The sequence below is a fragment of the Maritimimonas sp. 2205BS37-2 genome (assembly GCF_056591755.1).
In genome coordinates this window covers 483,055-508,865 of the sequence record NZ_JBWQOI010000001.1, presented here as the reverse complement: position 1 = coordinate 508,865, position 25,811 = coordinate 483,055, and the positions used below count along the sequence as shown (strand labels likewise).

Annotated in this window: 23 protein-coding genes and 1 pseudogene; 1 reads left to right on the top strand and 23 read right to left on the bottom strand. The window is 31.5% G+C overall.

Features of this window, described 5'->3' with window-relative positions:
* Positions 1 to 348: 348 nt before the first annotated feature.
* From AC1EUU_RS02290 to AC1EUU_RS02265, 6 genes are all read right to left on the bottom strand, one after another.
* Positions 349 to 924, bottom strand: a complete 576-nt coding sequence (locus tag AC1EUU_RS02290) for a hypothetical protein (RefSeq protein WP_480199761.1) — start codon at positions 922 to 924, stop codon at positions 349 to 351.
* 52 nt (positions 925 to 976) lie between these two features.
* A complete protein-coding gene (locus tag AC1EUU_RS02285; protein ID WP_480199760.1) occupies positions 977 to 1,624 on the bottom strand; it encodes a hypothetical protein in 648 nt (215 codons plus the stop codon).
* 155 nt (positions 1,625 to 1,779) lie between these two features.
* On the bottom strand, positions 1,780 to 2,562 hold the full coding sequence (locus AC1EUU_RS02280) for a hypothetical protein (RefSeq protein ID WP_480199759.1): 783 nt from the start codon (positions 2,560 to 2,562) through the stop codon (positions 1,780 to 1,782).
* Positions 2,563 to 3,210: 648 nt separating this feature from the next.
* On the bottom strand, positions 3,211 to 3,465 hold the full coding sequence (locus AC1EUU_RS02275; protein WP_480199758.1) for a hypothetical protein: 255 nt from the start codon (positions 3,463 to 3,465) through the stop codon (positions 3,211 to 3,213).
* Between the two features lie 236 nt (positions 3,466 to 3,701).
* On the bottom strand, positions 3,702 to 3,965 hold the full coding sequence (locus AC1EUU_RS02270) for a hypothetical protein (RefSeq protein ID WP_480199757.1): 264 nt from the start codon (positions 3,963 to 3,965) through the stop codon (positions 3,702 to 3,704).
* A 105-nt stretch (positions 3,966 to 4,070) separates the two neighbouring features.
* Positions 4,071 to 4,685, bottom strand: a complete 615-nt coding sequence (locus tag AC1EUU_RS02265; protein ID WP_480199756.1) for a recombinase family protein — start codon at positions 4,683 to 4,685, stop codon at positions 4,071 to 4,073.
* A gap of 611 nt (positions 4,686 to 5,296) precedes the next feature.
* On the opposite strand from AC1EUU_RS02265, the gene AC1EUU_RS02260 reads away from it, so the two are divergent.
* Positions 5,297 to 6,412, top strand: coding sequence for a hypothetical protein (locus AC1EUU_RS02260; RefSeq protein WP_480199755.1), 1,116 nt, complete (start codon positions 5,297 to 5,299; stop codon positions 6,410 to 6,412).
* Between the two features lie 69 nt (positions 6,413 to 6,481).
* Here the strand turns inward: AC1EUU_RS02260 and AC1EUU_RS02255 are convergent.
* The 17 genes and pseudogenes from AC1EUU_RS02255 to AC1EUU_RS02175 form a co-directional block, all read right to left on the bottom strand.
* Positions 6,482 to 7,909: pseudogene (locus AC1EUU_RS02255) on the bottom strand (YifB family Mg chelatase-like AAA ATPase); the annotation flags it as partial.
* A gap of 24 nt (positions 7,910 to 7,933) precedes the next feature.
* Complete coding sequence (locus tag AC1EUU_RS02250) at positions 7,934 to 9,058, bottom strand: 1-acyl-sn-glycerol-3-phosphate acyltransferase (RefSeq protein ID WP_480199754.1); 1,125 nt, start codon at positions 9,056 to 9,058, stop codon at positions 7,934 to 7,936.
* A 38-nt stretch (positions 9,059 to 9,096) separates the two neighbouring features.
* Entirely contained in the window at positions 9,097 to 10,383 is a 1,287-nt protein-coding gene (gene flxY / locus AC1EUU_RS02245; protein WP_480199753.1) for a flexirubin biosynthesis putative acyl-CoA ligase FlxY, read from the bottom strand.
* On the bottom strand, positions 10,380 to 12,062 hold the full coding sequence (locus AC1EUU_RS02240) for a C45 family autoproteolytic acyltransferase/hydolase (protein WP_480199752.1): 1,683 nt from the start codon (positions 12,060 to 12,062) through the stop codon (positions 10,380 to 10,382). Before AC1EUU_RS02240 ends, flxY begins: the two co-directional genes overlap by 4 nt.
* Positions 12,063 to 13,589 (bottom strand): phytoene desaturase family protein, encoded by a 1,527-nt coding sequence (locus AC1EUU_RS02235; RefSeq protein WP_480199751.1) that lies wholly within the window; start codon positions 13,587 to 13,589, stop codon positions 12,063 to 12,065.
* Positions 13,586 to 17,281 carry an MMPL family transporter gene (locus tag AC1EUU_RS02230; RefSeq protein ID WP_480199750.1) on the bottom strand — a complete coding sequence of 1,232 codons (3,696 nt, stop codon included), beginning with the start codon at positions 17,279 to 17,281 and terminating at the stop codon, positions 13,586 to 13,588. The genes AC1EUU_RS02235 and AC1EUU_RS02230 overlap by 4 nt, the downstream gene beginning before the upstream one ends.
* Complete coding sequence (locus tag AC1EUU_RS02225) at positions 17,274 to 18,473, bottom strand: DUF2062 domain-containing protein (protein ID WP_480199749.1); 1,200 nt, start codon at positions 18,471 to 18,473, stop codon at positions 17,274 to 17,276. The genes AC1EUU_RS02230 and AC1EUU_RS02225 overlap by 8 nt, the downstream gene beginning before the upstream one ends.
* A 16-nt stretch (positions 18,474 to 18,489) precedes the next feature.
* Positions 18,490 to 18,984 (bottom strand): hypothetical protein, encoded by a 495-nt coding sequence (locus tag AC1EUU_RS02220; protein ID WP_480199748.1) that lies wholly within the window; start codon positions 18,982 to 18,984, stop codon positions 18,490 to 18,492.
* Positions 18,981 to 19,349, bottom strand: a complete 369-nt coding sequence (locus AC1EUU_RS02215; protein ID WP_480199747.1) for an ApeI family dehydratase — start codon at positions 19,347 to 19,349, stop codon at positions 18,981 to 18,983. The genes AC1EUU_RS02220 and AC1EUU_RS02215 overlap by 4 nt, the downstream gene beginning before the upstream one ends.
* Positions 19,350 to 19,523: 174 nt before the next feature.
* Entirely contained in the window at positions 19,524 to 20,141 is a 618-nt protein-coding gene (gene lolB2, locus AC1EUU_RS02210) for a flexirubin biosynthesis protein LolB2 (protein ID WP_480199746.1), read from the bottom strand.
* Positions 20,122 to 20,757, bottom strand: a complete 636-nt coding sequence (lolA2, locus tag AC1EUU_RS02205) for a flexirubin biosynthesis/transport protein LolA2 (RefSeq protein WP_480199745.1) — start codon at positions 20,755 to 20,757, stop codon at positions 20,122 to 20,124. Before lolA2 ends, lolB2 begins: the two co-directional genes overlap by 20 nt.
* Positions 20,750 to 21,526 (bottom strand): polysaccharide deacetylase family protein, encoded by a 777-nt coding sequence (locus tag AC1EUU_RS02200; RefSeq protein ID WP_480199744.1) that lies wholly within the window; start codon positions 21,524 to 21,526, stop codon positions 20,750 to 20,752. Before AC1EUU_RS02200 ends, lolA2 begins: the two co-directional genes overlap by 8 nt.
* Positions 21,520 to 22,581 (bottom strand): beta-ketoacyl synthase N-terminal-like domain-containing protein, encoded by a 1,062-nt coding sequence (locus AC1EUU_RS02195; RefSeq protein WP_480199743.1) that lies wholly within the window; start codon positions 22,579 to 22,581, stop codon positions 21,520 to 21,522. Before AC1EUU_RS02195 ends, AC1EUU_RS02200 begins: the two co-directional genes overlap by 7 nt.
* Positions 22,581 to 23,777, bottom strand: coding sequence for a beta-ketoacyl-[acyl-carrier-protein] synthase family protein (locus AC1EUU_RS02190; protein WP_480199742.1), 1,197 nt, complete (start codon positions 23,775 to 23,777; stop codon positions 22,581 to 22,583). The genes AC1EUU_RS02195 and AC1EUU_RS02190 overlap by 1 nt, the downstream gene beginning before the upstream one ends.
* On the bottom strand, positions 23,777 to 24,034 hold the full coding sequence (locus AC1EUU_RS02185; RefSeq protein WP_480199741.1) for a phosphopantetheine-binding protein: 258 nt from the start codon (positions 24,032 to 24,034) through the stop codon (positions 23,777 to 23,779). The genes AC1EUU_RS02190 and AC1EUU_RS02185 overlap by 1 nt, the downstream gene beginning before the upstream one ends.
* A 15-nt stretch (positions 24,035 to 24,049) precedes the next feature.
* Positions 24,050 to 24,664 carry a 3-oxoacyl-ACP synthase gene (locus AC1EUU_RS02180; RefSeq protein ID WP_480199740.1) on the bottom strand — a complete coding sequence of 205 codons (615 nt, stop codon included), beginning with the start codon at positions 24,662 to 24,664 and terminating at the stop codon, positions 24,050 to 24,052.
* Positions 24,657 to 25,811 (bottom strand): beta-ketoacyl-[acyl-carrier-protein] synthase family protein, encoded by a 1,155-nt coding sequence (locus AC1EUU_RS02175; RefSeq protein WP_480199739.1) that lies wholly within the window; start codon positions 25,809 to 25,811, stop codon positions 24,657 to 24,659. The genes AC1EUU_RS02180 and AC1EUU_RS02175 overlap by 8 nt, the downstream gene beginning before the upstream one ends.

Sequence of the window (25,811 nt, the reverse complement as noted above, 5' to 3'; positions counted from 1 at the left end):
TTTCCAGCGGTTTTGCAAAGGGGAACGCCGTAAAATCCTCTCTCTTAATGTTTTTATTTGTACCCTTTTGAGAAACATTTGATTAAAAAATAAAGAGAGAGAAAATAGGAACTCCTCTCCCTTCCTGCCTTATACGACCCTCTATATCAAAAGGTGGCTATTTTCGTATGATTTCTTCCGCTTTTTCTCTGACTGAATGAACTGAATAGCCTCTCAACAGAATACGCTCATTGTCCACAGCACTTTTTACCAAATGCTTATTCATACTTAAATGACTGCAAGCCTCTTCTAAACTCATCGTGAATCTTCTTTCTTTCTTCTCTAGCCTTACCTTCATTTTTTCTTGATCTAAACTGCTGTATTAATTGCTACTGCTAATTCTCCTAATGAACTTTCTCTAATTACAGCAATGTCAGGCGTTGCAATTGTTACGGTGTAGAAATTGCTGTTTTGTGCACCTACATAAGCACGCTCAACTCCGCTCAACTTTAATCCTTGATCCATTCCGAAGAGTTCATACAAGCCTGTCGATCTGTCTCTAGCAATTGCTATCACACGAGAGTTACCTAAATCCTCTAATGTCTTTCTATCTTTAGCATCTTTTGAATAAACAGTAAAAGCGATTGAATGAATGTACCATGTATTTCCATCCTCTTTCACTTCTGCTGTTACGTTTGGAATAACCGAGTAATCTGTTCCCTCGAATATATGTTGAGTTGCTCCAGTTTTGAGTTCAATATTGGTTAATCCGCCTTGATTATTGTTTGTATCATCAGCCTCTCGGTTTGATGATAATAAAGTTGCCGCTTTATCAAAATCAGCATAATTTACCAAAATTAGGTCCTTATCGACTCCTACTGAGGCGGTTATTGAATCGCAATCAAGTCCGATACCTGATGTGATTAATGAATTGCAATCTGCCATGTTCTATAAATGTTTTTAATTAATTGATTCCTCTTATAGAGAGGAATCATCTTTAGTATCTTTTTATCATTTCATAATTGACCTCTCCTGTATCAATGTTGATGACCGAACTAGCCATCAGCTCATAATGCATGGTCGAGATCAATTCTGTTTTTAACCCTAGCTTCACAATTTCACTTATCTTTTCTGCGAACTCTTTCAAGAGCAATTGCCTTGTATTTTGACAATATGTAGTACAAGCATTCCTAATCCTTGATGTTACCTTACTGTTCATTAAGAACTCATCGTTTAGGATGAAATTTTCAAGCATTAGACTACCTCTACCGTATTGGTTTATTTTATTTAGCTTATTTATTATTTCAGAATTTAAAGCTTCTAGACCGCTTGTTATCTTTTTATCAGCCTCCTTTACAAACATATCAAGCACCCTAGCTTTTTCGAGATTTGGAAACTGTTCGATCATTTTTTCAATATCTTCTTTGTACTTCATGAGAAGTAGATCTTCTTGCTCCACTCCTTTCTCTAAAATTCCAACCACTTCTTGTGGATTAATTTCATTATTGATATTCAGTTTGTAGCTTTCCTGGAATTTTAAAATATTATCTAGAATTAATTGAGCTTCTAAATTCAGTTGCTCTCTCTGTTTTTCATCTATATATAATACCTCGTATCGTCTACTCTCTGGTGATGTTGCTTTCATATTTTCTTTTTTATTTATTTAGATTCCGCTTCTTACATATTTATTTTCCAAGTAGATATCATTGATTTGTAAAACAAAAAAGAGTGGCTAATTAAAGCCACTCTCAAACCAAAGTCTAACTAAAAAAATGAAATATGAAAAACGAATTATATGTTTTAATATTCTTCTTTTAATGCATCGTAATTATCCTCATCATTGACGTATTCATTATAAATTTTTACAATCTTTTTGTACTCATCTCTAGTTAGTTTTCCGTTAAATTTTTCCTTGCAGTTTAAATAAGATGGAATTGCATTATTTCCATTTGATAGGACAATTCCACGTAAACGGCGTATATAATTTTTGACATCATATTTTAATCCATTCAAGTAGTCCAATCTTAACGGTAAATAATGATCTCCTCGTTCGGTTAAATCATATACACCGAAGCTACTTTCATAACGACTTCTATGAACTTCAATTAATCCTTTTTGCTCTAACTTCTTTATTATTGGCGGTTGATTACCTTGTTTAATTCCACATGCTTTAGTAATCTGCTTTGATGAAACTTTCGTGATTGAATCAAGAATTACAAATCTTGAAATTGATAAGTAAACAGCCAAATCATTAAAGAAAAGTTCAGGGTCTAAAATTGTTTTATATGGTACTCTAATAAATATGTGTTGATCGAACAGCTCTTGACGCTCTTTTCTTAGTTTCGTCAATAATTCATCGCTAAACTCTTTTTTCTTTCTTGATTGAATTCTTCTTATTCGTTTGGTTAGTTTTTGAATGTCGTCTTTATACCTATCCGAATCAATTATGCCATCTTCACCGTATATATGTTGGAACAGATATGACATTTTCCATTCCTCTTCTTCATCGAATTTTTTATTGTAATCTAAAGTTTGATACATAGCTATTTGCTTTTTCAGTTGCCGTTGAGCATTCTGATTCATTAATTAGTACCTTTTGTACTATGTTATACTGGAGCATCAATTTGAAATGATGTCTTTTCATTTTTCCATTCCCGATTGACTGCATGCAATCTTTCATGTTCTCATATCTCACTCCATTAAAAATATAGTAGTGTGATTTCGTTTTATTCATTTTTTCAGTGTTTTAAATAATTAGTCTATTTGTTCAATTGTGTACAGATTATCATTTAACTAAGTACAGATTATCATTTAACTGGTACAGATTATCATTTAACTGGTACAGATTATCATTTAACCTTTATATTAGGTATTATTAATAGTTATTATTAGAGAGGAGAATAGAAGGTGTAACTTCGTTCCACTCTGTTGCTTTTTTAATGCTTTATGAGAAACTTTGATTTAATCCTCAATCGAACATTTTCATAAAGTCTAATTTTATAATGGATAGATCGCTTAGGCGACGATTAGGAGATTTTCAATTAAACGATTTTCAAAAAAATAAATTGTGAAATGTCATTGGGCGTGAATTCGTAGATTTTAAGTATCTTTTTCATAGAGATATATACTTATATAACTTTTTGATAAAAGTCTCTTGAATCCGTGGATTCACATTTAAAAAACGGCAACCATCGCTTGACTCAAATTGGATGGCTGCCTTCACATAGAAAACTATTTTAGAATTGGAATCTGTAAGACTTGTTTAACTCCTTCTTCATAAAGTTTTTCTCTATGAAGAGTTTGCAAGACTTCAATAGTCTGCTTATTCCAAGTCCGATTACCTTTCTGCGTCAGAGTAATATTATAATAATCATTAACAAAAGTTCCTAAGTCTGGAATTACTTTGCGATTGGCAGTATAGACACCTAAAAGTGCTTTTGCTTTTTTCTCTACTCGTCTTTTATTGATTAGTATTTTCGATGCCATTTTTAAATGATTTTTTTATTAACTGTTTATCGCGTCTTCCCTCATTAACACTAGACTTACAATTAAAGGGCTTAATTTCTAACGCTTTATAAAAAATGATTTTTAGCTGTTTTTTCGTAGAAAAATAGAAGAAAAAACTACTAATATAAATTAGTAGATGTAATGGCTTTTTATTCTAATTCAATAGTCTTATATCAAAACATAATTATCATCCTTAAAAACTACGGATTCATCGTTTATTTTGATGGTTTACTTCCTTTCTTAGGTTTAGATTTTTTAGAGAGGATTGATTCTTTACTTCTTCTCATAACCCGAACGATTTTATCCTTTAATTTAACCTTGAAAATTTTGTTCGTGATTTTCTTGTTTTCATCTTCAAAAGAACATTCATAGATGAAAATAACTCTACCGTTTTTAATGAGTTCGCGGTTTGTTTCTTTTCCTAGTTCAGTTAATGTTTTGATTTTCTTGTCAAGTAATTTTTCAGCTTCTTTGCTCATAATTTCTAATTTTAATTATACTCTCTCATAAAGTTAAATTGAACTAAAACTGAAACCAAGCTAAAGGTGGAGAAAAGGCAATCAACAATTGCCTTTCATTTAGAATTAAGCTACTAATAATCGCTTTGCTTCTACTCTTTTTACCGTGATAAAAGCCTTTCCTGTAAGTTTAGATACTTTATTAATTGATAGACCATCTTTTAATAGTGATACCACATCCTTATGACGCTTCAAGTATTTTTCATCATTCATAGTAGCACCAAGTTTTCTACCCTTGTAAACTCCTTTTGCTTTGGCTATTGCTATACCTTGTCGCTGACGTTCTTTAATGGCTTCTATTTCTAATCCTGCAACTGAACCTAGTAGGTCAATTATCATTTTAGCTATTCCATTCATAGTACCATCTTCATTAAGTAAATACATTCCAATATTTTCTGCATAGATTTGAATTTTTCTTTCTATGAACCAGTTCAATTGTTTCTGCATTTGAGTAACATTTCTACCTAAACGGTCAACTGAATGAATATGTACGCAATTGATTTTACCTGCTTCAACATCTTTAATTAATCTTTTGCCTGCTGGTCTTTCATGAAAAGGAATTAATCCTGAAACCTTATCTTCATAAAGAATAAGGTCTGATGTATTTTCTTTTTGTCTACCAGTGTTTTGATTGAGTGTCGATACTCTAATATACTTTGCTGTTTTTCCTTCTTGTCTCATCTGGTCTGTAGTTTTATTTTTAATCTTCTCAATGATTCTAATTTCTCATTGTATTCTGCTAGCTTCTGAATATTGGTTGTGCCAGAAATACTCAATGTAAGTAGCCATATTTTACTATCAATTAATCTTCTCAAAGTAATATCTTCATTTTTCATGGCTTAGAAATTTTATATGTTACACCATGAATTTGAACTACTTGTTTTCTTACAAAAAGTAATGAATGGATAGTTCTAAGAATCTTAATAACCAGCATTAAGAATCCAGTTATAAAAATGCATAACAAGACAAATAAAACTGCAATAAAATTTTTGAGATAAAATAAACCTTTAATAATAGGTTTTAATGAGGCGATGATTAACAAAAATACTAAACCTGCTAATACTAATTTGATCATAATTTATGAAGTTTAATGTATTAGATTCATTTCTAATACCTTCATAAATTAAAGACGTTAAGCTACACTAACCAACACGTTTCCAAGGTTTAGCGCATGATTATTTTTATTAAATCAGCTTGAAATTAAGAATAAGTTTGAATTTGATTTTTCATATATTTGATTTACGTGATTTGCGAAATCTATGAGTTAGAAAATAACGTTAAAAAATTCGACAATGGATAATGATTTTATGATAAAGTTAGGTGCTGGAATTGCACTTTTCGGTGGTATTTTAGTTACCCTAGGGGTTTGGACATTTCGACATTATTCTGGGAAAAAAAGTTCTGTTCAACACGGTGAGATAAAAGCAAATATCGAACAAGTAGATTCTACAATTAATAAAGGTATTGAGGGAATTGATAAGGAGTTCAAAAATACCATTCAAGAAATCCAAAATCAAAAAAAAATAATTTCAACTAAAATTGAAAATGAAACCAAATCCGTCATTAGTGAACTTAAGCTAAAATCAGATGATGCAAATAAATCTTTGGAAGAACTGAAAAAACAATCTGATGAGGCTTCAAAGGAAATCTCAAATGATGTTAACAAATTGCAGGAGTTTACAAAAAGTAGTATATCAAAATTATCTTTCCCACTACCAAATAAGTTAATTCCTTCACAACTAAGTATTACTGTTAATTCAGATGGAATTAAGAAATTCCTTCCTGAACTTCGCAATCTGGCTCCAAAAATCGATAAATCTAAAGTTGAAAAATATTATAAGGAGAACAACTTCCCTTATGAACCAGAAAAGCTTTCTTCTACTATGGGCTTAGGTTATGGATTTGCGAGCGATGAATTAATGAATTTGTTTGAAGGTAAAACAATCACGATCATTGTCGAAATATTGAATAATGACATACTCAAATTAGGAAATAAAGAATTTGTTTGGCAGTTTGATGTAAAAGTGTCTTTTAAAAAAAACGAGAATCATCGATTATCTTTTAACCGAAAATATGTGATGGGAACAGAAAGTATTTTGCTAAACCTGTTTCAATTAGATAAATCTGAACCAAAAAGTGTTATAAGATCATTTGATGGAATATCTTCGGCATTGGATTTATGTAACAGAAAAGTTTGGATATCGATTTCTTTGGATGGAAGAGGTGTAGAAATTCCAATTTATTCATTAGGAACCTTATCATTTAAAGATAATAATAATAGATATTATAAAATCTCAATTACAGGAACAGACGTATTGCGTCACAAGATCCCTGCATTTGGTAAAAAGCCGGCCCAAGCTATTGAAATAACTTATTTGACTGGTATTATTAATTGCTTGAGTTTTTAATTTGCGATTAACAAAGAAATTCGGTGGTAAAAGGAACTAATACTACTTATAATTAAATAATTTATTATTTAAAATACGATCATATGCTCTCGCCGAAAGATTTAATTGCTCCATAGCAATTTTGAGTAGATTCTTAGAACCTTCATTCAAAGCACAGTGCTTTCTTATTTGTTTTACAGACATTTGCGCATTGTAATGCGTAGTTTCATCATTATTAAAACGTTCTATTTGAATCTCTCGAGCTTCTGTAACTCGTTTTCGAATTTCTTTACTTGCTTCTCCCTTTCTTTCTTCTGATAATTTCTCAAATGGTACTGGTTGAACTTCAATATGGATATCAATTCGGTCTAGTAAAGGTCCTGAAATTTTACTTAAATAACGTTGCATTTCGGCCGGACTTGAATTCACATGCCCGTCGGTATCATTAAAATAACCACTAGGGCTGGGATTCATACTAGCAACCAACATAAATGAAGACGGATATGTTACTGTGAACTTTGCCCTTGAGATTGTTACTTCTCGATCTTCTAAAGGCTGACGCATCACCTCCAAAACTGTTCTTTTAAATTCTGGTAATTCATCAAGAAATAAAACACCGTTATGAGATAATGATATTTCCCCGGGTTGCGGATAGGCTCCTCCACCCACAAGTGCCACATCAGATATTGTATGGTGTGGCGAGCGAAACGGGCGCAAACTCATTAATCCTGAATTTTCCTTAATCCGTCCCACTACAGAATGAATCTTTGTCGTTTCAAGTGCTTCATATAAGGTCATCGGTGGTAAAATACTTGGTGGTCGCTTTGCTAACATGGTTTTACCAGAACCAGGTGGTCCAATAAGTATAATATTGTGTCCTCCCGCCGCAGCAATTTCCATACAACGCTTTATAGATTCTTGTCCTTTTACATCTGAAAAGTCAAATTCGGGATTATCCAAATTCTCATAAAACTCTTTTCGCGTATCTATCGTTAAAGGTTGTAATTGAGAATTTCCTTCAAAGAAGTCTATTACTTCTTTAATAGTTTCAACACCATAAACATCTAAGTCATTTACAATAGCCGCCTCTTTAACATTTTGCTTTGGTAAAATAAAGCCTTTAAAGCCTTCTTCTCGAGCTTTAATTGCAATTGGCAAGGCTCCTTTAATAAGTTGCAAGCTTCCATCAAGTGAAAGCTCTCCCATAATTAAATAATCTTCTATTGCTTCTCCTTTTATTTGATGAGATGCGTGTAGTATTCCAATGGCCAAAGTAAGATCATAGGCAGATCCTTCTTTACGTAGATCTGCGGGAGCCATGTTGATGGTGATTTTTTTACCGGGAATTTTATATCCGTTATTTTGTAATGCAGCCGCAATTCTATAATTACTTTCTTTAATCGCATTATCTGGTAATCCAACTAAATGATAGCCTATACCTTTATCGACATTTACTTCTACGGTAATAGTAGTGGCTTCAACACCAAAAACGGCGCTGCCATAAACTTTTACAAGCATTTGTGGAACTTCTAATTTGGCTTTTTAAAGCAATTTTTTGTTTACAATCGGATTCACGTACATTTTTAGCAATCGAAGTTGGATTCTCTTGTCGTCACTACTAGATCTTATATATTCTCTGAATGATGCTTTATCTTCTTTTGAATAGAGTTTTTTAAAGCTTTTTGTGTTAAACAACAAGTCGTGAGCTATATAATTGGTTTTAAAAAGTTTATAATTTTTGTAAACAATCCTATCAATTTCATTAGCAATAGCCTTAATTGTTTCCTTTCTATTTCCTGAAAAATCTATATTATCAACATCTAGTTTTTCTAAATGCAAACTCACATCACCTTTGTATTCTTCAATTCCTTTGACAATACTATAAATATTTTCGTATTCTTTCTTCTTATATATACCAGTTTCTTCTCTAGTTTGCATTTCCACAACTTTTTCGAGAGCACAAGGTTCGTATTCAAATGAAATTGACGACACTACAATATTTAATGCTCTCAACGATTTTTTTAAATCAGTATCTCCACTCATCATCAACATATTAATTAGACCCGGAAATGTTTTATCATTTCCGTCTTTCGTTCTTCCATTACCTTGTGCAATCCATAAAGAAACTTTCTTTTCTGTTATGGCATGTCTTAAATATGCTGATAAATTTTTTGCATTTTGCAAAAGTTGAAGTTTGGTGCCTGTTCTAAAAACAGTAAACATATTATTAAGTTTTGCAACACGCTCCATTACATCATTAACAATCAAGTTATCTCCTAATGAGATTTCGGTAAAATCAAAACCACTATGATACAGCGTATATTGTAAAATGCCCGAATCTAAAAATATATCTCTATGGTTAGAAATACATAAATAATTTTCATCTTTCCCAATAGTTTCCAGACCATTAACTACCAGTTGATCTATTGACTTATTAATTAAATCTTTAATCATAGGTTCAATAAATTTGACCTGAAAATCTGCACAGCTCGTACAAGAATTTAATTTATCAGCGATCTCCTTTTCTGACCAAGTAGGGTGAAAATATTGAACTCCTTTTAAAAATTGTGAATTATTTGACAACCATATAAGCGAATTTTCAATTTGTTCTTGGTTATATGGTGCTATTTTTTCAAACAAGTTAGATCTATTATCTGTGATTATCATTAACTTAAAAATATGCTATACATTTTTTATTTCCAAAATTATCTTTTGTCAAAAAATAGTACAGGTTTACGGCTCATTTTTGGGAATTGTAATTTTTGTATCTCTTTTACATTGCTAAATTCAATTTTTGGCAATACTCTCAACTTCGCTCTAAAGTGATCTTTAACCTTATTTAATAGTTCTTCAGAATTTGTTTTGCAACCAATTTTTATAAGAATTTCATCGGTACCAATAGAATTATGCGAAATTTCAATAATATAATTCTCTATAGAATCGAAATCATTTAGTAAATCATACATCGCCGGTGGATACAGGGTAGTACCCTTATATTTTACCATTTGTTTTTTTCTTCCAACTACAGGGCTCAAGCGCAATGAATTTCTACCACAGTCGCATGATTCGTGATATGCCCTAACAATATCTCCGGTTTTAAAGCGCAATAAAGGCATTGCCTCTACTCCTAAAGTAGTAATAGTTAATTCACCATATTCGCCATTTTTAACTGGATTATTCTCGTCATCTAAAATTTCAACAATTATTAGTTCAGGGTGGTGGTGGCCTCCTTTCTTATGATGGCATTCTGTGAATGCTGTACTCATCTCTGTAGAAGCATAGGTAGAATATAATTCGATGTTCCATTTAGATTTAATCTTTTGAGACAATAAGTTTAACGAAAAGTCTTGATTTTGAAGTGGCTCTCCAATACATATCGCACCCTTTATACCTGAAGCATTATAATCAATATCGTTTGCTTCTGCATAGCCGATTAGTTTTAACAAAAATGATGGAACTGCAATGATGTAAGTTGGTTTAAATTTTAGGATTGAATCCCATTGTAACTCAGGAATACCGGCTCCTACCCTGATTATTCCAGCCCCCAACTTTCTAATTCCCAAAAAATATGCAAGTCCGGCCATAAAGCGCCTATCCATGGTTGTCATAAGTTGTACCACATCATTTTCAGTTACTCCGGCACAAGCAAAGGAAATAGCTTCGTTATAGGCTAAACGATCTAGATCAGCATCAGTTAATGCAAAAGTTACCGGACTACCTAACGTACCAGATGTGGTAACATAGTCGACTATTTTATGCCTCGAAACACAAATAAAATCATCATTATTTAGCTGCAAGTCATCTTTAGTTGTTACCGGAATTTTTTGTAAGTCTTCTAATTTTTTAATAGCGGTAATATCGACATTATTCTTAGCAAATACCTTTTGATAAAATGAAGAATTTTCCTGAAGATATTTCATCAACACTACCAATTTCTCTTCTTGAAAGCTTTTTATTAACGCTTTCGTTTGTTTCTCAATTTCAGGAATCATTTAGTTTTACGTGCTATTTTTTTTATATATTTTTCGATGCGCTCTTTATCTTGAAATGTAGTTATTTCTTTAGACAGTGCTTTATTAAACTCTAATAAAGCAGCTTTATAATAACCTTTATTATAATAATAGTTGCCAACCAAATAATACACTTCCCAATAATTGGGGTTTAATGATTTTATTTTTGTTAGCATCTCAGATTTAGTTGTTTCCTTTTTCTCAATTATCTCGAGTAAGTCACTTCTCAAAACGCGATAATTCTCATAATCTTTGAATGCCTTTGTGTTTACAAACTCATCTCTTGAAATTAATAAATCTGGCTCAGAAACCACAACCTTAAAGTCTTGATTTCCAAAATTTTTAAACACATTATTTAAATCATAACCTATAAATGAACCAAGTTGATAAGGACTCGTTGAAACCCAAACTTTTAAATCTTTAGGCTTAAAAACAATGGCATGATGTGCTAATAACTGATTTAATGACTTTTCATTACCATATCCTATTTCTTTATCATTTAATCCCTTAGTGTTTCTTAAAATACCTACTGCCGTTTTTGACGAAATTTTCAAGTTTTCATCTAGCAACTCATTCATTCTGTCATAGCGGTACTGCGAATGACTTTCTTTAATATGTTTGGCATTTTTTTTATCTTCTGCATAGGCATTACTTTGAAAATGATTGGAGCAAATCAGTTTGCTTGAATTTTGTACTTGGTACACCCCAAAGTTATTAGGTGAAACCTCAATACTTACTGCTTTATGATCTTTAGCGCTACCAACGAGAATTGCCTCAGAGACAAAAACCTTACGTTTTTTGGCTATTGCAATAGCCTCTTCTATATTCGATGCATATTGCAATATCTCTCTTGTTAATATTGAAATTGGCGTTTTAGCTACCTTAGGGATATCTGACCTTCCTGCATTAATGGTTACTGTTAAACCTTGGTCGTTCATACCTGACACAACTCCAATCATGCCGCCCCAAGTTACTGACATGAATTTATATCCTTTATCTGGATTAACAAAAGACACAATCTTTTCTTTAGCAAAATCGTCACCTGCATAAAAATCAAAATTTCTGCCGATAATTAAATCCCCATCAACAGTATTTTCATCCCATACGGCGAAAGAGGTACATCCTACTAATGCCAGGTCTTTTAATGCATGTCCAATATCGTGGGCTCCATGAAGGTATAAACTACGCAAATAATCTTTTGCTATATAATCATAGGCATCAGCGGCATATCTTGAAACCCCATAAATTTCGGCTTTATATTCATTATTGATATGCAAATAGGCTTTTCGGTTAAACCAAGCCAAAAACTTACGAAGTAAATACTGTTTTAGTTTTGACGGAACAAATTCTTCTACTTTAGAGAAAAAAATGGCTTCTTGTTTTTGTAATAATTCTCTGGTTAAACTACCATTTGCTAAACCTCTTTCAAGCGGGTCTCCTTCAAGGTACATTTCCCAAAGACCATATTTGTTTTTTCTGAGTTGATTTTTACCAAGTGTAAATATAGTATCGGCAACTTGTACTCTCTCAGGAATTTCACTGTTGTAAGCACTTAAATCTGGTACATCTTTTAATGATTTTGATACACCACAAGAAGTTACTAGTAACTGTACACTTAACAATAAACCTACATAAAACAGTATGTTTCTCTTAAATATCACTTATTCTTGACTCGCTTTTACAATTTTATCTAATAAATACTCTTTCCCTAAAATTTCTGAACATGTAAGTACAGCACTAATAGTAACCCCCAACACCCCATGCATATTGAGACTTTGCCCTGTAAAAAACAGGTTCTTTAACCTTGTTTTTGGCGATAAAAAAGATTTCATCGGATTCTCAGCATCTTTAACATAACCATACATCGACCCTCTGTTAACTCCAATATAATCTCTATAAGATAGTGGTGTTGAAGCATAAACCGAATGAATACATTCTCGAATATCAGGAAACTTCTTCTCTACCTCATTCAACATAACTTCAATCTTATGTTTCTTGAAATTTTCATAACTTTCTCCTCTTTCATTCTCATTAGCAACGGTATTAAAGGTGTTTTCCCATTGGAGTACCTCGTCGTAATTCATGTATGTAATAGCGGTCATATTTTCCGCCCATTCACTACCATTATTCTTAGCTCCCATAGATATCATATATCCTTCTGGCCAACTCTTTTCATTATATTCTTTAGCAGACCATACATTTTTATAATCTTTAAAATGGTAGTAATTATAATTTAAATATTTAAAAGTTTCTGGTTTAAATACTATGTAAATACTGAAGGCTGAAATCACACTTTCAATATTCTCTATACGGTTCGTATATGATTTCCTTAGCCTATTTTCGCCCAACATACGATTTGTATGTTTTGGTTCTATATTTGAAATAAAAAGATCAGCTTTAACTTCTACGCCATCTTTGGTAATTACAGAGACCAACTTTTTTTCTTCAAAACCAAATTCAACTACTTCTTTATACTTATAAGCTTCTCCACCTTGTTCCTTTAATCTTCTTATTAATAATTTTGCAATTTGCCCACCACCATTAACACATCTATAAGAACTTTGTATGTATGAATTCACAGAAAGTGCATGCACATAAAAAGGCGTTTTATCATTATCTCCTGCATACAAAAAGTTAGAGCCAGCTAATACCGCTTTGAGCTTTTCATTTTCTGTAATTTCATTAAAATAGTCACTTGCTTTTAAAGTTAAAAGCCCTGTATTGTCAAAATAAGCACTGCCCGGTTTAAGATTATACAAAGGAAAACTATTACAGGTTTCCTGCATTTTTTTACAGTACGCATGAATTGCATCTGCTTCTTCAGGAAAACATTCAATTAATTTTTCTTTAAAATTAGCATAGCCCTGGGCATGTGGATATTCATGGGGGTCGTTATCAAAAGTGATAACATCATATTTATTTTCGTCTAATTTTTTAAGTTTTAACTCATCAGCAATGCCTAAGTATTTAAAATACCTATATAGATTTTGTCCCTTGTCTAAACCTCCAATGTAATGGACTCCGGTATCAAAAATACTTTTATCTCTTACAAAAATCTGAAGGTTTCCCCCATATTGATTGTTCTTTTCGAGCACACAAACACTTTTACCTTCTCTGGCTAAAATATTTGCAGATACCAATCCTCCTAAACCACTACCAATAATAACTACATCATATTTTTTCTTCACTCAATCTTTTTTAAATGACTAATTTGTTGTTGTGCATTAATTTCTTTAAACCCTTTTTTCACCAATAGGTTTTTTATTTGTGAATTTTTTAGGAGCAGCACATCGCTAAACTGTAAAAATAAAGATTCTTCAATTGAAGTCAATGTATTTTTTAGTTCAGCAGAAACAATTAAGATTTGATTTTTTGAAGCATCCAGATCTCCAATATCTCTAGTATAGGTAACTTTTCTATATATGGAGGTATAACAATTAGATGCTATTCTGTTTTTCGTTTCGTCTTCAATAAAAGTTGTAATCTTTCTATCTATTGATCGAGCTACTAATAATATATCTAGTTGCCCATAATTATCTGCTATATGTGCAATGCGAGTTCTTAGAGGTAGAAGGTCGGCTATGGTTTTGTAAACCAATTTGTTTTCTTCAAAATCTTTTTTAATCACATTATAGAGCTCATGGCTCTTATATTGATAATTACTTAACAGAATTCCTTTAAAATAACCCGGCTTTTCAATTTCATTTCTAAAATCATTAAACTGTTCTTTATAAAATGCTCCTATTTTTTTAGTACGCTCCCTATCTGTGCTACCAAAGGAAAGGTCATCATACTTGATTCTTTCTCCTACTTTAACAATTAAGCTTCCATCATAAATTATGAAATCGCCCTTGGGTAATACTTCAGAATTACCATGTAGATACAATGGTAAAATATCTAGTTTAAGCTCATTGGCTAAAAAGAAAGCTCCTTTATGGAATCTTCCTATCTTATTTGTAAATGACCGTCTAGCTTCTGGAAAAACCACTAAGCAATACCCTTGACGTATCTTTTCTTTTAAATGATCTAATCCACCATCTACTCCACTTGAAACCGGATAGAATCCTACCACTTTAGCCAATAGGCCAAAAACGGGTGATTTATACACCCAATCATTTACCAAATAGATCACATTTGGAGTTACCATACCTATAGTAAGTGTATCTAAAAATGAGGCATGATTAGAAATAATAATTGCCTGTTCTTTAAAAGTTTCATCGGTTGGATTAATAACTTTCTTCTTCACCAAAGGGTTACCATAAAGAACAGCAGTAACCATTTTTGCCATTGTAGTATGCAACCACTTCATTTTTTTCTTTTTTGAAATAGGTATCAATGGTAAGATGGCTATACTAAATAGTGATAATAACATTCCTCCTACTCCATAAAAGGCAAATAGTACCATAGCATGTAAGAATGTACGAACCTTAATAGGTGCTAATCCTTTTTTTGCTCTAGAGCTTACAAAAAGTTTAAAAAGCAGCGGTTGAATAGTAAAAGCGATTAAAACTGCAGATAAAATACCAACAATAGAGACCGCCGATATCGATCTTAATGCCGGATGCTTCGCAAAAATCAAAGCACCAACTCCTAAAATAGTTGTAATAACTGATAATAAAATAGATGTTTTATAGGTCTTCAATTCTTTAATCCCATAGGTATATTCTTTTATCAATCCATTTGTTATAAAGATGCTGTAATCAACACCCAAACCAAAAATAAAAGTTGAAATAATAACATTAAAAATGTTAAATGGAATACCAATCAATCCCATTAAGCCGATTGTTAACAGCCAGGTTAGAGCAATTGGAATTATAGTAATTAATGTTAATTCAATATTTCTAAAAAAGACTAGTAGAATTAGTACTACCGCGATAAGTGAATAGGCTATTAATTTATTGAAATCGTCCTTAAGATAGCCCAAGAAGGTTTCGTTTATATGCTGTCTATCAATAACAACAGTACTAGGCAAGGCATCAAACTTCTTAACAACATCTCTCAATTTTTCGTCGCTTACTTTTACCATTGAAACTGCTGTGCTAAAATCTTTTTCTTTAGTGGTAATAAACTCATCAACGAAAAGCATTTTCAATTTTCTATAATCTTCAAGGCCGATTTCAGAAAAATCTGTATTCAAATATTGGTAGAAATTTTGAAATGTATTTGGTTTAAATCCAACCCCTTCTCCACTTTTAACAAGATGATTTCTTATACTATCCTTCTTTTCAGAAGACCAAAACGTATTCCATTTTTCAATTTTCGTCTGTTGCTCGTTTTTGGATAGTACAATAGAACCGATAGAGCTAAAACTTAAAATATCATTCTTGTTTTTTAATGCACCTAATACTTTTATTACAGAATCATTCGCTTGTAATGTTTTCTCAACAGTAGCACCATGTGCGGTTACATAAATAGATTTTGATGCAGTATTTGTTAATTTATCTAGTTTACGCTCTGTTTCTTTTAAAGCTTTAGTTTGAAAGTTCATTTTAGAAATGTCTTTATCAAAAATCACTTTTCCAGAAGTAAATAGACTCACGAATAACAATAGTATTAAGCTTATAACTATATACTTATTAACACTAAATCTATAAGATGCTATATGATCTATAAATGTTTTTGATTGAACGGTTTTATTGTTCTTGGCATTATAAACGTGAGGAATAAAGATTAAAGCAAAAATCGAAGAACTAATAACACTTACCGCGGCAAATATTCCTAAATCTTGTAATGCCTCTGATTTTAAAAATAGTAAACATAAAAATGCTACAGCCGTTGTTATACTACTCATTAAAATTGGCTTTGCAACATCTTTATATAGAGCCTTTATGTTAGCATTGGTTTTAAAGTGTGTTAAGATGTGTAAAGAATAATCTAAAGTGATTCCTAATAAAACAGAGCCTATTCCTAATGAGATTGCAGATATCTTCCCTTTTAATAAAAACAAAACTGCAATTGCAATTAATCCCCCAAAAGCGGTAGGTGTAAAAAGTATAATAGGTATTAACAATTTTCTATAAAAGAAGATTAGAATAAGCAATAGAATTGTTAAAGCTATGCTAATGGTAAGTTGAATATCATGTTTAATCTGATTAGCGTTTGCAACCGAAACAACGGTAGAGCCATAGTATTCTCCCGAAACCTTATTGGTAAATGTTTCATTTAAATTACTTTGAATTCTATATAAATTTTCAACAAAAATGGTGTTATCTGCGGTTTCATTCGCAGCGAGTTTCGGTAGAACAAACAACAATAGATTTTTATGATCTTTAGTAATTAAGAAACCATTGTGAAGCTCAAAATTATCGTCAGTTTTTAATTGTTGTAGTTTTTTTAACCCTAAAAATGTAAAGCCGAGAGGATCATTTAAAATTGATTTCCTTGCTACAATTCCGGTAGGTGAAATCAACGTTTTATAATTTGTTCTGGTACGTTGCTCTACACTATCCTTATTTATTCTGCCCTTTATTATCTCATAATCTGAATCATTCAAGAAAAGTGGTAAATTTTTTGAAACGAAGTTTAGTGTTTCATCAATCTGATCGGTCTCTACCTTACCTTGAATTTCTTTAATGAATGGGCTACACTGCGTTCTTAAGCTATCAATAAAATTATTAGCATATGTAATAAGATCATCTTCATTACCAAGATCTTTTGCTTCAAGATAAACTACAATTTTATCAGCAAAATTTACATGTTTTAAGACCTTGTTAGTAATGGTAGATTTTTCTGAACTCGGTATTAGTTTTGTAATATCTTCTTCAAATTGAAGCTTTGTAGCTATATAAATTAATGAAAAAAATACAATAAGCAACACACCTAGAGATACCCCTTTACTTTTTCTAAGAGCATTGTATATATTCAAGAAAATCTTATCCATGAGTAGTTTGTGCCTTATTTTTATTGACGATAGTCAAAATTAAATACCCAAGCAATCCAAACAAAATAGATAAGCAGAATGCTAATGCTAAACTTCCAATAATATATTGCAATAAATGTGAAGTAAAATCAAAATCTGAGTTGATTTGATCGATTTGTAAGTTGGTATCGACTCCTAAGATAAAGCCTCCAAATTTTAAACTTCCATAAATAATAAAAGGTATAAATATTGGTAAGCTTATATTAGAAAATCCAAAACTTATAGCTTTGTTAAGCTTTAAAACGGCGGCTAAGAATATGGCCAATAATGAATGAAATCCCCAGAAAGGTGATAAACCAATGAAGATACCTAAAGCAATTGAAAATGCCTTTTTCTCATTAGAATCATTGCTACCTAATACATCTTCGTAAAAAAAACGCTTAAACCCCTTTTGTTTAAATTTTCTAATAAAGTCGCGTGGTTTTATATAGAAAAGAGCAACCAAAACAAGCCAAGTATTCAATAAGCTTATTCTCACAAAATCTTTAAATGGTCTATAATGGGATACTCTTTCCGATTCGTCATAAAGAACTCTAATTGGTATGTTCTTTACTTCGATTCCTTTCCATGAAGCTTTGACTATTACTTCAACCTCAAATTCAAATTTTGTTGTAAAGAATTTAATTTCATTTATTTCTTTAACCGGATAAGCTCTAAAACCAGATTGTGTATCTTCAAGCTTCCTCCCAGTTTCGGCCCAATACCAAAAGTTTGAAAATTTATTTGCAAATGTATTTTTACGAGGCATACCCTTTGCATTTAAATTTCTAGAACCGACTAATAAAACAGGCGAGTCTTTTTTCTTAGAAAGCTCTTCAATAAATAATGGGATATCATCAGGATAATGTTGACCATCAGAATCAATAGAAATCGCATAATCAAAATCAAGGTCTTTTGCTTTTTTAAGACCGATACGTAATGCATTTCCCTTTCCCTTATTTTGTTCTAAATGAACCTGAACTAATTGGGAGTAATCAGTTAAAATAGACGACGTATTATCCGTAGAACCATCATTAATTATGATTATATTTTTAGTATAATGCAAAACACCATCTATAACACGTTTTAATGTTTTATCATTATTAAATGTTGGTATTAAAACGCAACATTTTAAATCATTTAATCTTTGGATTATTTCAGACGGGTAATTCACGAAACTTTAATAGCTTTTAAAGCTCCGAAAATACATTTTTTTCAGCGGTTGAAAAAGATTTAGACTTTGAAACATAGGCTTTAATAATTGCCTTTAAGTCTTTGTCATTAGTATTTGACGTATTAGTAATCAAAAAAGTCTTATCGGTTTCAATATTCTTTTTATAACCAACAATTTTGGGAGAATTTTCCTGAATGGTAAGTCTTATAAAACGTAGTTCAAGATTCTTGGGATGTTTACTTATAAGACTCTCTAATAACGCAGCGCCATCTTTAAAGTATTTTTTCTTATTCTTAATTCCTTTAATGTATTTAGCTTTTAAAGTATAGGCTGCTGCTTTGTACGCAATTAAAATGTAGTTATCTTGATTCGTAATATTCTCAAGCTCATTGAACATTTTTTGTGTGGCCGTTTCAGAAACGGAAGCTTCTTTATATAGTTTTCTGATTTCTGAAATTGAAGGATTCAAATTCAGCAACATAAAAAAAGATATGATAGCTATTAATTTCATTTAACAATTGAATAGGTTCCACTAAACTTTAATGCTAAGGTATCATCAAATTTTGTCACATTTTTAACCTTAACCATATCTCCATCTTGAGTAATTTTAAGTTCCAAATCCAGATTAGGGTTCTTTTCAGGGTTAATTAGCGCCATAAACTTGATATTAGTAGCTTTATCCATGAATAATTCAACATTTAAAGCCTGTTGCGTAAGTTCTTTAATTATCTGAATCATGCATACTCCCGGCATCACAGGGTTATTCGGAAAATGTCCTTTAAAAATATCATGAGTTTTATCTAAAAAAATAGATGCTTCAACTGAAGATTCATTACTTTTAAAAGAAGTGATTTTATAAAGGTCTTTTATTAACATAGGGTTTTAAACTATCTATTAAATGGTAGGTCGTACCAAATTGTATTACTTTGTTAGCCAATAATTCATCTAAAACAACATTTTTGTTGCTATTTTCACACCAATCTCTTCATTAGGCCAATTTTCTAACTTAAGAAAGGCAAAAATAGAATTTCTTTCTGTAACTACTAATACTTATTGGCCTATATACTTTAGTTCTATTTTTAATTTAATATTTTTATGTTGTACTGTTATTTTATTAGCAATTTTACCATCATTACTTTCAAAATTGACAATTATTTTTTCTTTCTTTTTTGAGGTATGAATCAGCTTCTCAAAAAAATTACTATCTCGATTCTGGAAATAAAAATTATACCTATTTTTTTTCTTTGCCTTATACACAACGAACGCGTTGTTTTGATATTTAGCTATATTATTAATTTTTTCTTGCAATAGTAACTGAAAGTCCTTTTTAAGAGTATTTATAAGAAGTTTTTTGTTTAACTCGTCTAATATATAGTTGATCTTAAAATCATCATTGATAAACTCAAAATCAAATACTTTACTTCCAAATTCAGTTGTAAATACAACTCTATGGTGGCTTTTTTCAAGCTTTTTAATGATCATGATTCCTCCGAAATGACGACCATATACGTCGATACTACTTTTATAAATATAATCTTTAGATGCGTTTGAGAAATAAAGATTTTGAAATAGCTCATTCGTATCAGGCAACTTATTATAATTGGTAATGGTGTTTAATTTACAAGAAGCCAGACCAAAAAAAAGTAAACTAATTAGTAAAAACCTCATCACTTATTGTTAGGTTTTCTTTTCTATTGCTAAAGACAATACGCGTATAATCATCTGTAGGCTCAATCATTTTTACTTCGGTTACACTAAAGTCATTTTTATTAAAGTGTAATACAAATTGTTTAATGTATTTATGAAGCTCTTTATCTCTAGAATTAAAGAAGATGACATAACTATCAGAAGTCTTTGTGTATGAAATTGTAAACTGTTCATCATCAAACATATCTCCACTTACACTACTTACTATTAACTTATTTAATTGTTTAAATAGTTTACTAGATCCAATCTTTATATCACTTTTTTTACCATCATCGTCAATAAGTAATTTATCTGCTTTAAAGATTACACTGTATTTATATGGGTTTACGTATTGCCATTTTACCAAATTTGGCGCTCTAAATGTCATTTTACCAAAAGTTTTAATGTCATTAGATAAAAAGTCTAAGTGCTTAAACTGAGTAAAATCGCTTGTAATTGTTTTTGTTTTCTTAGCTTTAAGTTTAACCTGCTCTTTAAAAGAAACTATTTCTGAATCAGACATTTTTAATTGCTGAGCGTTAATGCCCGAAGTTATTGCCGATGTTAAAAAGAAAAAAAGAAGTATTGTTTTACGCATACGCTTCTATATTAAATAATTCATCAACAGTAACTGTTTTGAATTGATTCTCTTGCAAAAATAACAATAACTGTTCCAAAACTAGTACGGTTTTTTCACTCGTGTCATGAAGCAAGACCACATCTCCTTTTTTTATTTTTCTGGTGATTCTTTTTAATATTCGTTGCGGGTCTTCTATAACTGTATCAAGTGACCGCACATTCCAACCAATAATAGAATGTCGAGTCTTTTTTATGGCTTTACCTATTGATGGATTTGTTACTCCAAAAGGAGGTCTAAATAAATTTGAATTCAAGTTTAAATACTTAAAGATCAAGTCGTTACATTTATCAACATCATCTACTACTTTATCGCTATAAAAAAATCCGAATTTATTAGAATGCGAGTAAGAATGATTTCCAATTATATGTCCGTCAGCTATAATTTGTTCTGCAATTTCATGATGCTCTTCTATATTCTTACCTATGCAAAAGAAAGTAGCCTTTACGTTGTGTTTTTTTAATAGTGCTAATATTTTGGGGGTAACTTCAGGGTGTGGACCATCATCAAAAGTAATTGCGATTTTTTTTCCTAAAACTTTAGAATTAGAATTAAAAGCATTTATATGATAATTCCATAAGATATTAAATGAGCCTATCGTTGTTATTGTAAGCCAAATGAGAAATGCCACTACATAATTATAAAACGAAAGATCATAAAAACTATTGATAGCCAAAAGAATAACAATAACTATTAAAAAAATAACATTTATTGTTTTAAATTTTAGCATGATCTTAATAAAACTAAGCTATGATCTTTACCTCTATATTGGTTATATAGCAATACGTTTTTTAATGATGTATCATTAACAGTATTCAACTTCAAAACAGCGGGGATCGATTGTGTTTTCAGTAATTTTGAGGCAACCCAAAACCCAAATGCAGAGGCTGTATTGTATTCACCAGATAAATGCTTGTAATGTAATTGTAATGCATTTTTAAAAATACCTTCTTGCAGCTTCGTATAATGGGCATCAAACTCATTATCGCCGTTTTTCCCTAATACCACAGCATCAATATCTGCGATAGACATTTTATTATCAGATAAGAAATTACGAACTCTATCTTCTAATGAATTTATAGGTATCTCACTAAAAACATCTAAAGCAACTAACTGAGCATAAGTACTCTCTTGTTTTTTATCTGATAATACAAAGAAAGAAGCGCCTTCACCAAAAACGGATCCATTAGTGGAAGATTCGTTAAGGTTTAATGTTTCTATTTCTTCTTCCTTAATGTGTTTAATGAGCTTGTAGAATTTAACAGTAGAGTCGCCCAGCTCATCGATACCTCCTACTAATATATTTGAAGCTTCGTCTTCATTTAATAATAATTGTGCATCGGTCAAGGAAGATTCAAAAGATATCGATTCGTGCACATAAGTAAAGTTATAAGCTTTACATTTTAACCCTAAAGCTACCTGAGCTCCAACAGTATTATGAGTCGATTGGATAAAGGAAGTAGGTGTTAAGAATTCTTCATTATTATCTATAATAGCGCTAACAAATTTCTCTGAATCTACTACACAACCCAAACCAGTACCTGTAATAATAGCATCTGGCAATTCAATATTAGCTTCATTTAGGGCTACTTTAGAGGCTACCACACCCATTTTTACTCCCTTAGCCATTCTCCTTGCTGCTGCCCGAGGTATAAAATCTTTATAATTAGGAGCAATTACGGGCATAACATTAGTCTTGTAGGCAACTACATCATTCAAAAAATCTTCTGACAGTGTATGCTGAGCTGAGATACAACTAACGCTATTTATATAACAAGACTTCATTAATTTTTTGAGAATATTAAAGTAGAGCAGTTACCTCCGAACCCAAATGAATTCGAGAGTACATGTTTTATGTGTTTCTTTTTGACTGTGGTTACAGGAATAATTTTAGTTTCTTTAATTGCTGTCGTAAAGTTTAAGTTAGGAAAAACAACATCATTTTGTAACGCAAGTATTGAATAAACAGCTTCTATAGCTGCCGCCGCCGCTAAAGTATGACCCGTATAAGCTTTCGTTGAACTTAAGTCTGGTATATTATTTCCAAAGACACGTTGTATTGCTTTACTTTCTGAAAGATCATTATTTGGCGTTGCGGTGCCATGTGCATTGATATAATCGATTTGATTTGGTTGTAACCCACTAACTTTAAATGCTTTTTGCATTGCAAGCGTTGCTCCATCCCCATTTTCTGAAGATGCCGTTTGATGAAATGCATCGTTGGCATTACCATATCCCGAAATATAAGCTAGTACCTTCTTATTTTGCTTTGCGATCAATTCATCAGATTCTAATACTAAGAAAGCAGCTGCCTCACCCAGGTTAAGGCCTTTTCTGTTCTCATCAAAAGGTGTACAATTGGTATCAGAAAGTATCATTAATGTATTAAAGCCATTAATCGTAAACTTTGACAAGCAATCAGTTCCACCTACTATTACCCTGTCCAACTTCCCTGATTTTATTAAGCGAGCACCTAGCATAATCGCATTGGCTGATGATGAACAAGCCGTACTTATCGTAGTTACAAAACCGGTAATGCCTAACTGTGACGCAATTTTATACGTTGAGTCGCCTGCATTATGACTGTCTATATATTTACGATTTTCGTCACTTTCTAAATAATCGTAAAAATACTTTTCAGTTTTATCCATTCCACCAACGCTCGTAGCCGATATTAAACCGGTTCTGGCATCAGATATATCTTCAATATTGGCGTTTTTTACAGCTTGTTTGGCTGCAATTACCCCTAATAAGGCCGTTCTCGAATAATTATTTGACGCAGGTAGTTTTAATTGCTCTATCAACTCATCGTTAGAAAATGAAATTTCTCCAACTTTAATGGTGTCTTTATGACGTGTAGCAATTTTCGAAATTCTTGAGATGCCATCCCTTCCATTAATAAGTGACTGAAAATTTTCTTCAACTGTTGTTCCAATTGAAGATATAATTCCCATACCTGTTATAGCAACTCCTTTATTCATTATTTTGTTCGGTGCTCAGCAATATAATTACTCATGACTTCCACAGATTGGAATATTTTTTTTCCTTCTTTTGGGTCTGTCAATTTAATTCCATAATCTTTATCAAGCATTACGATTAATTCTAAAGCATCAATTGAATCTAAACCTAATCCATCTCCAAATAAAGGGTCATTGTCTTGTATTTCATCAATAGATACATCTTCTAAATTTAATTGTTCAATGATCTTTTCTTTTAATTCTAGCTTTAACGCTTCCATTGGTTTTATTTTTAGTTATAAATAATATAATCTTTTTAATTCTTTACTCGTATGATTTATGCTTCCGTTAGCAGACACCAAATATAAGAATGCCTTATAATTACTTCCATCAACATCAACCCAGCCACAAAGTACGTTATTTGCTTTCTTATTTTCAATCAAAATTGACGCGTAATTATGCAAAAAATCTGCATCAAAAGAATCGAACACAAAAAATGCATTTTCACTCTTAATTTTATGCCTAATACTTATTTCGCCAATTGCAATATTTGGTAAGGTATAAACAAATACAGCCGGGCTAGGATAGTAATCTTCTTTGTTATCAATAGAATTTTGATGCCTTCTGTCTGTATCTAAACTTGAAGCCTTGTTTGACAAAACAATGGCTGTATTATCATTTATTTCAACGTTGTCAATCTTTAAGATAAATTCAGCTCCTAAAAAAGCAAGCTTACATAGCTTATCCATTTTAAAGAATTTGGCATAAGAAATATTATTTTCTTTATAAGCGCTTTTAGAAAATTCAGAGAAAGACAATGTTTTATCTGTATCAAATATTAGATCTCCATCAATATAAACAGCGTTGTCTTTAATATGACAATAAGACGTTATGTGTAAGTTATTAGTCAAAATCTGTTATTTTTTCAAACAAAACGGCTGTATTACATCCTCCAAAACCTGAGGCAGTCTTTAAAAATATATTGAGCTTCTGTTTGTATGGTTTTTCAATCACATTTATCTTTTGACTCACACCAAGTTCATCAAAACCTAATGACGTATATAAGGTATTATTGTATAATGATTCCATACCAATAATAGCTTCTAGTAAACCTGAGGCTCCTAACGTATGTCCATAATATCCTTTTAAGCTATTCACAGGAATATCATTTAACTGCATTCTGGTTAGTGCAATGGCCTCCATTTCATCATTATAAGGCGTTGCCGTACCATGAGCAGAAATATAATCAATATGATCAATCGAAATTTGAGCTTCGTCTATTGCAGATTGTATGCTCTTAACTAAACCCTCACCTGTTCTCGAAGGGCCAGAAATATGATTTGCATCATTGCAAGATCCATCTCCTAATATCTGTACAGTCTTTTTGGAGATATAATTTCGATTGCTCGTTACAAGTACCGAAGCTGCTGCTTCACCAATGGTAATTCCAGTTCTATTTTTTGAGAATGGTTTACACGGCTTATTACTTATTGCTTGAAAAGAACTAAACCCAGATAGTACAAACTCAGAAACAATATCTCCACCAACAACTAAAACATTCTCATATTGATTGCCTTCTATTAGTCTTTTAGCTATTGCTATTGCCAAAATACCTGAAACACAAGCATTCGAAACAATTATGGGCTTGTTATCTAAATTAAAAAAGTCTTGAATAGATTTCCCAAGTACGGCCAGGTATGCACGTTCTTCAGGAAATTCTGACCTTTTTTCTAATACATCTACATTCCCCTTTGTGGTAGATATTAAAACCGTTGTATTTTTGTCTAATGGTACTTTTGATTTTTGAATAACATCGTTCAATGATAGAATCATCATTTTTTCTAACCGTGTATATTCATTGTTATTGGTTATTTCACTAAATGCCTCTTCTAATTGCTTATTATCTAGTAAAGAGGAATGAAATGGAGTATTTAACAATTCCTCATTTTCATATTCTTGAATGCCTGATATTTCATTCGATACATTTGCTACATTAGCTACAGTATTGAATCCTAATGGTGAAATTATATTTGTATGTGTAACAAAAATATTCTTCAT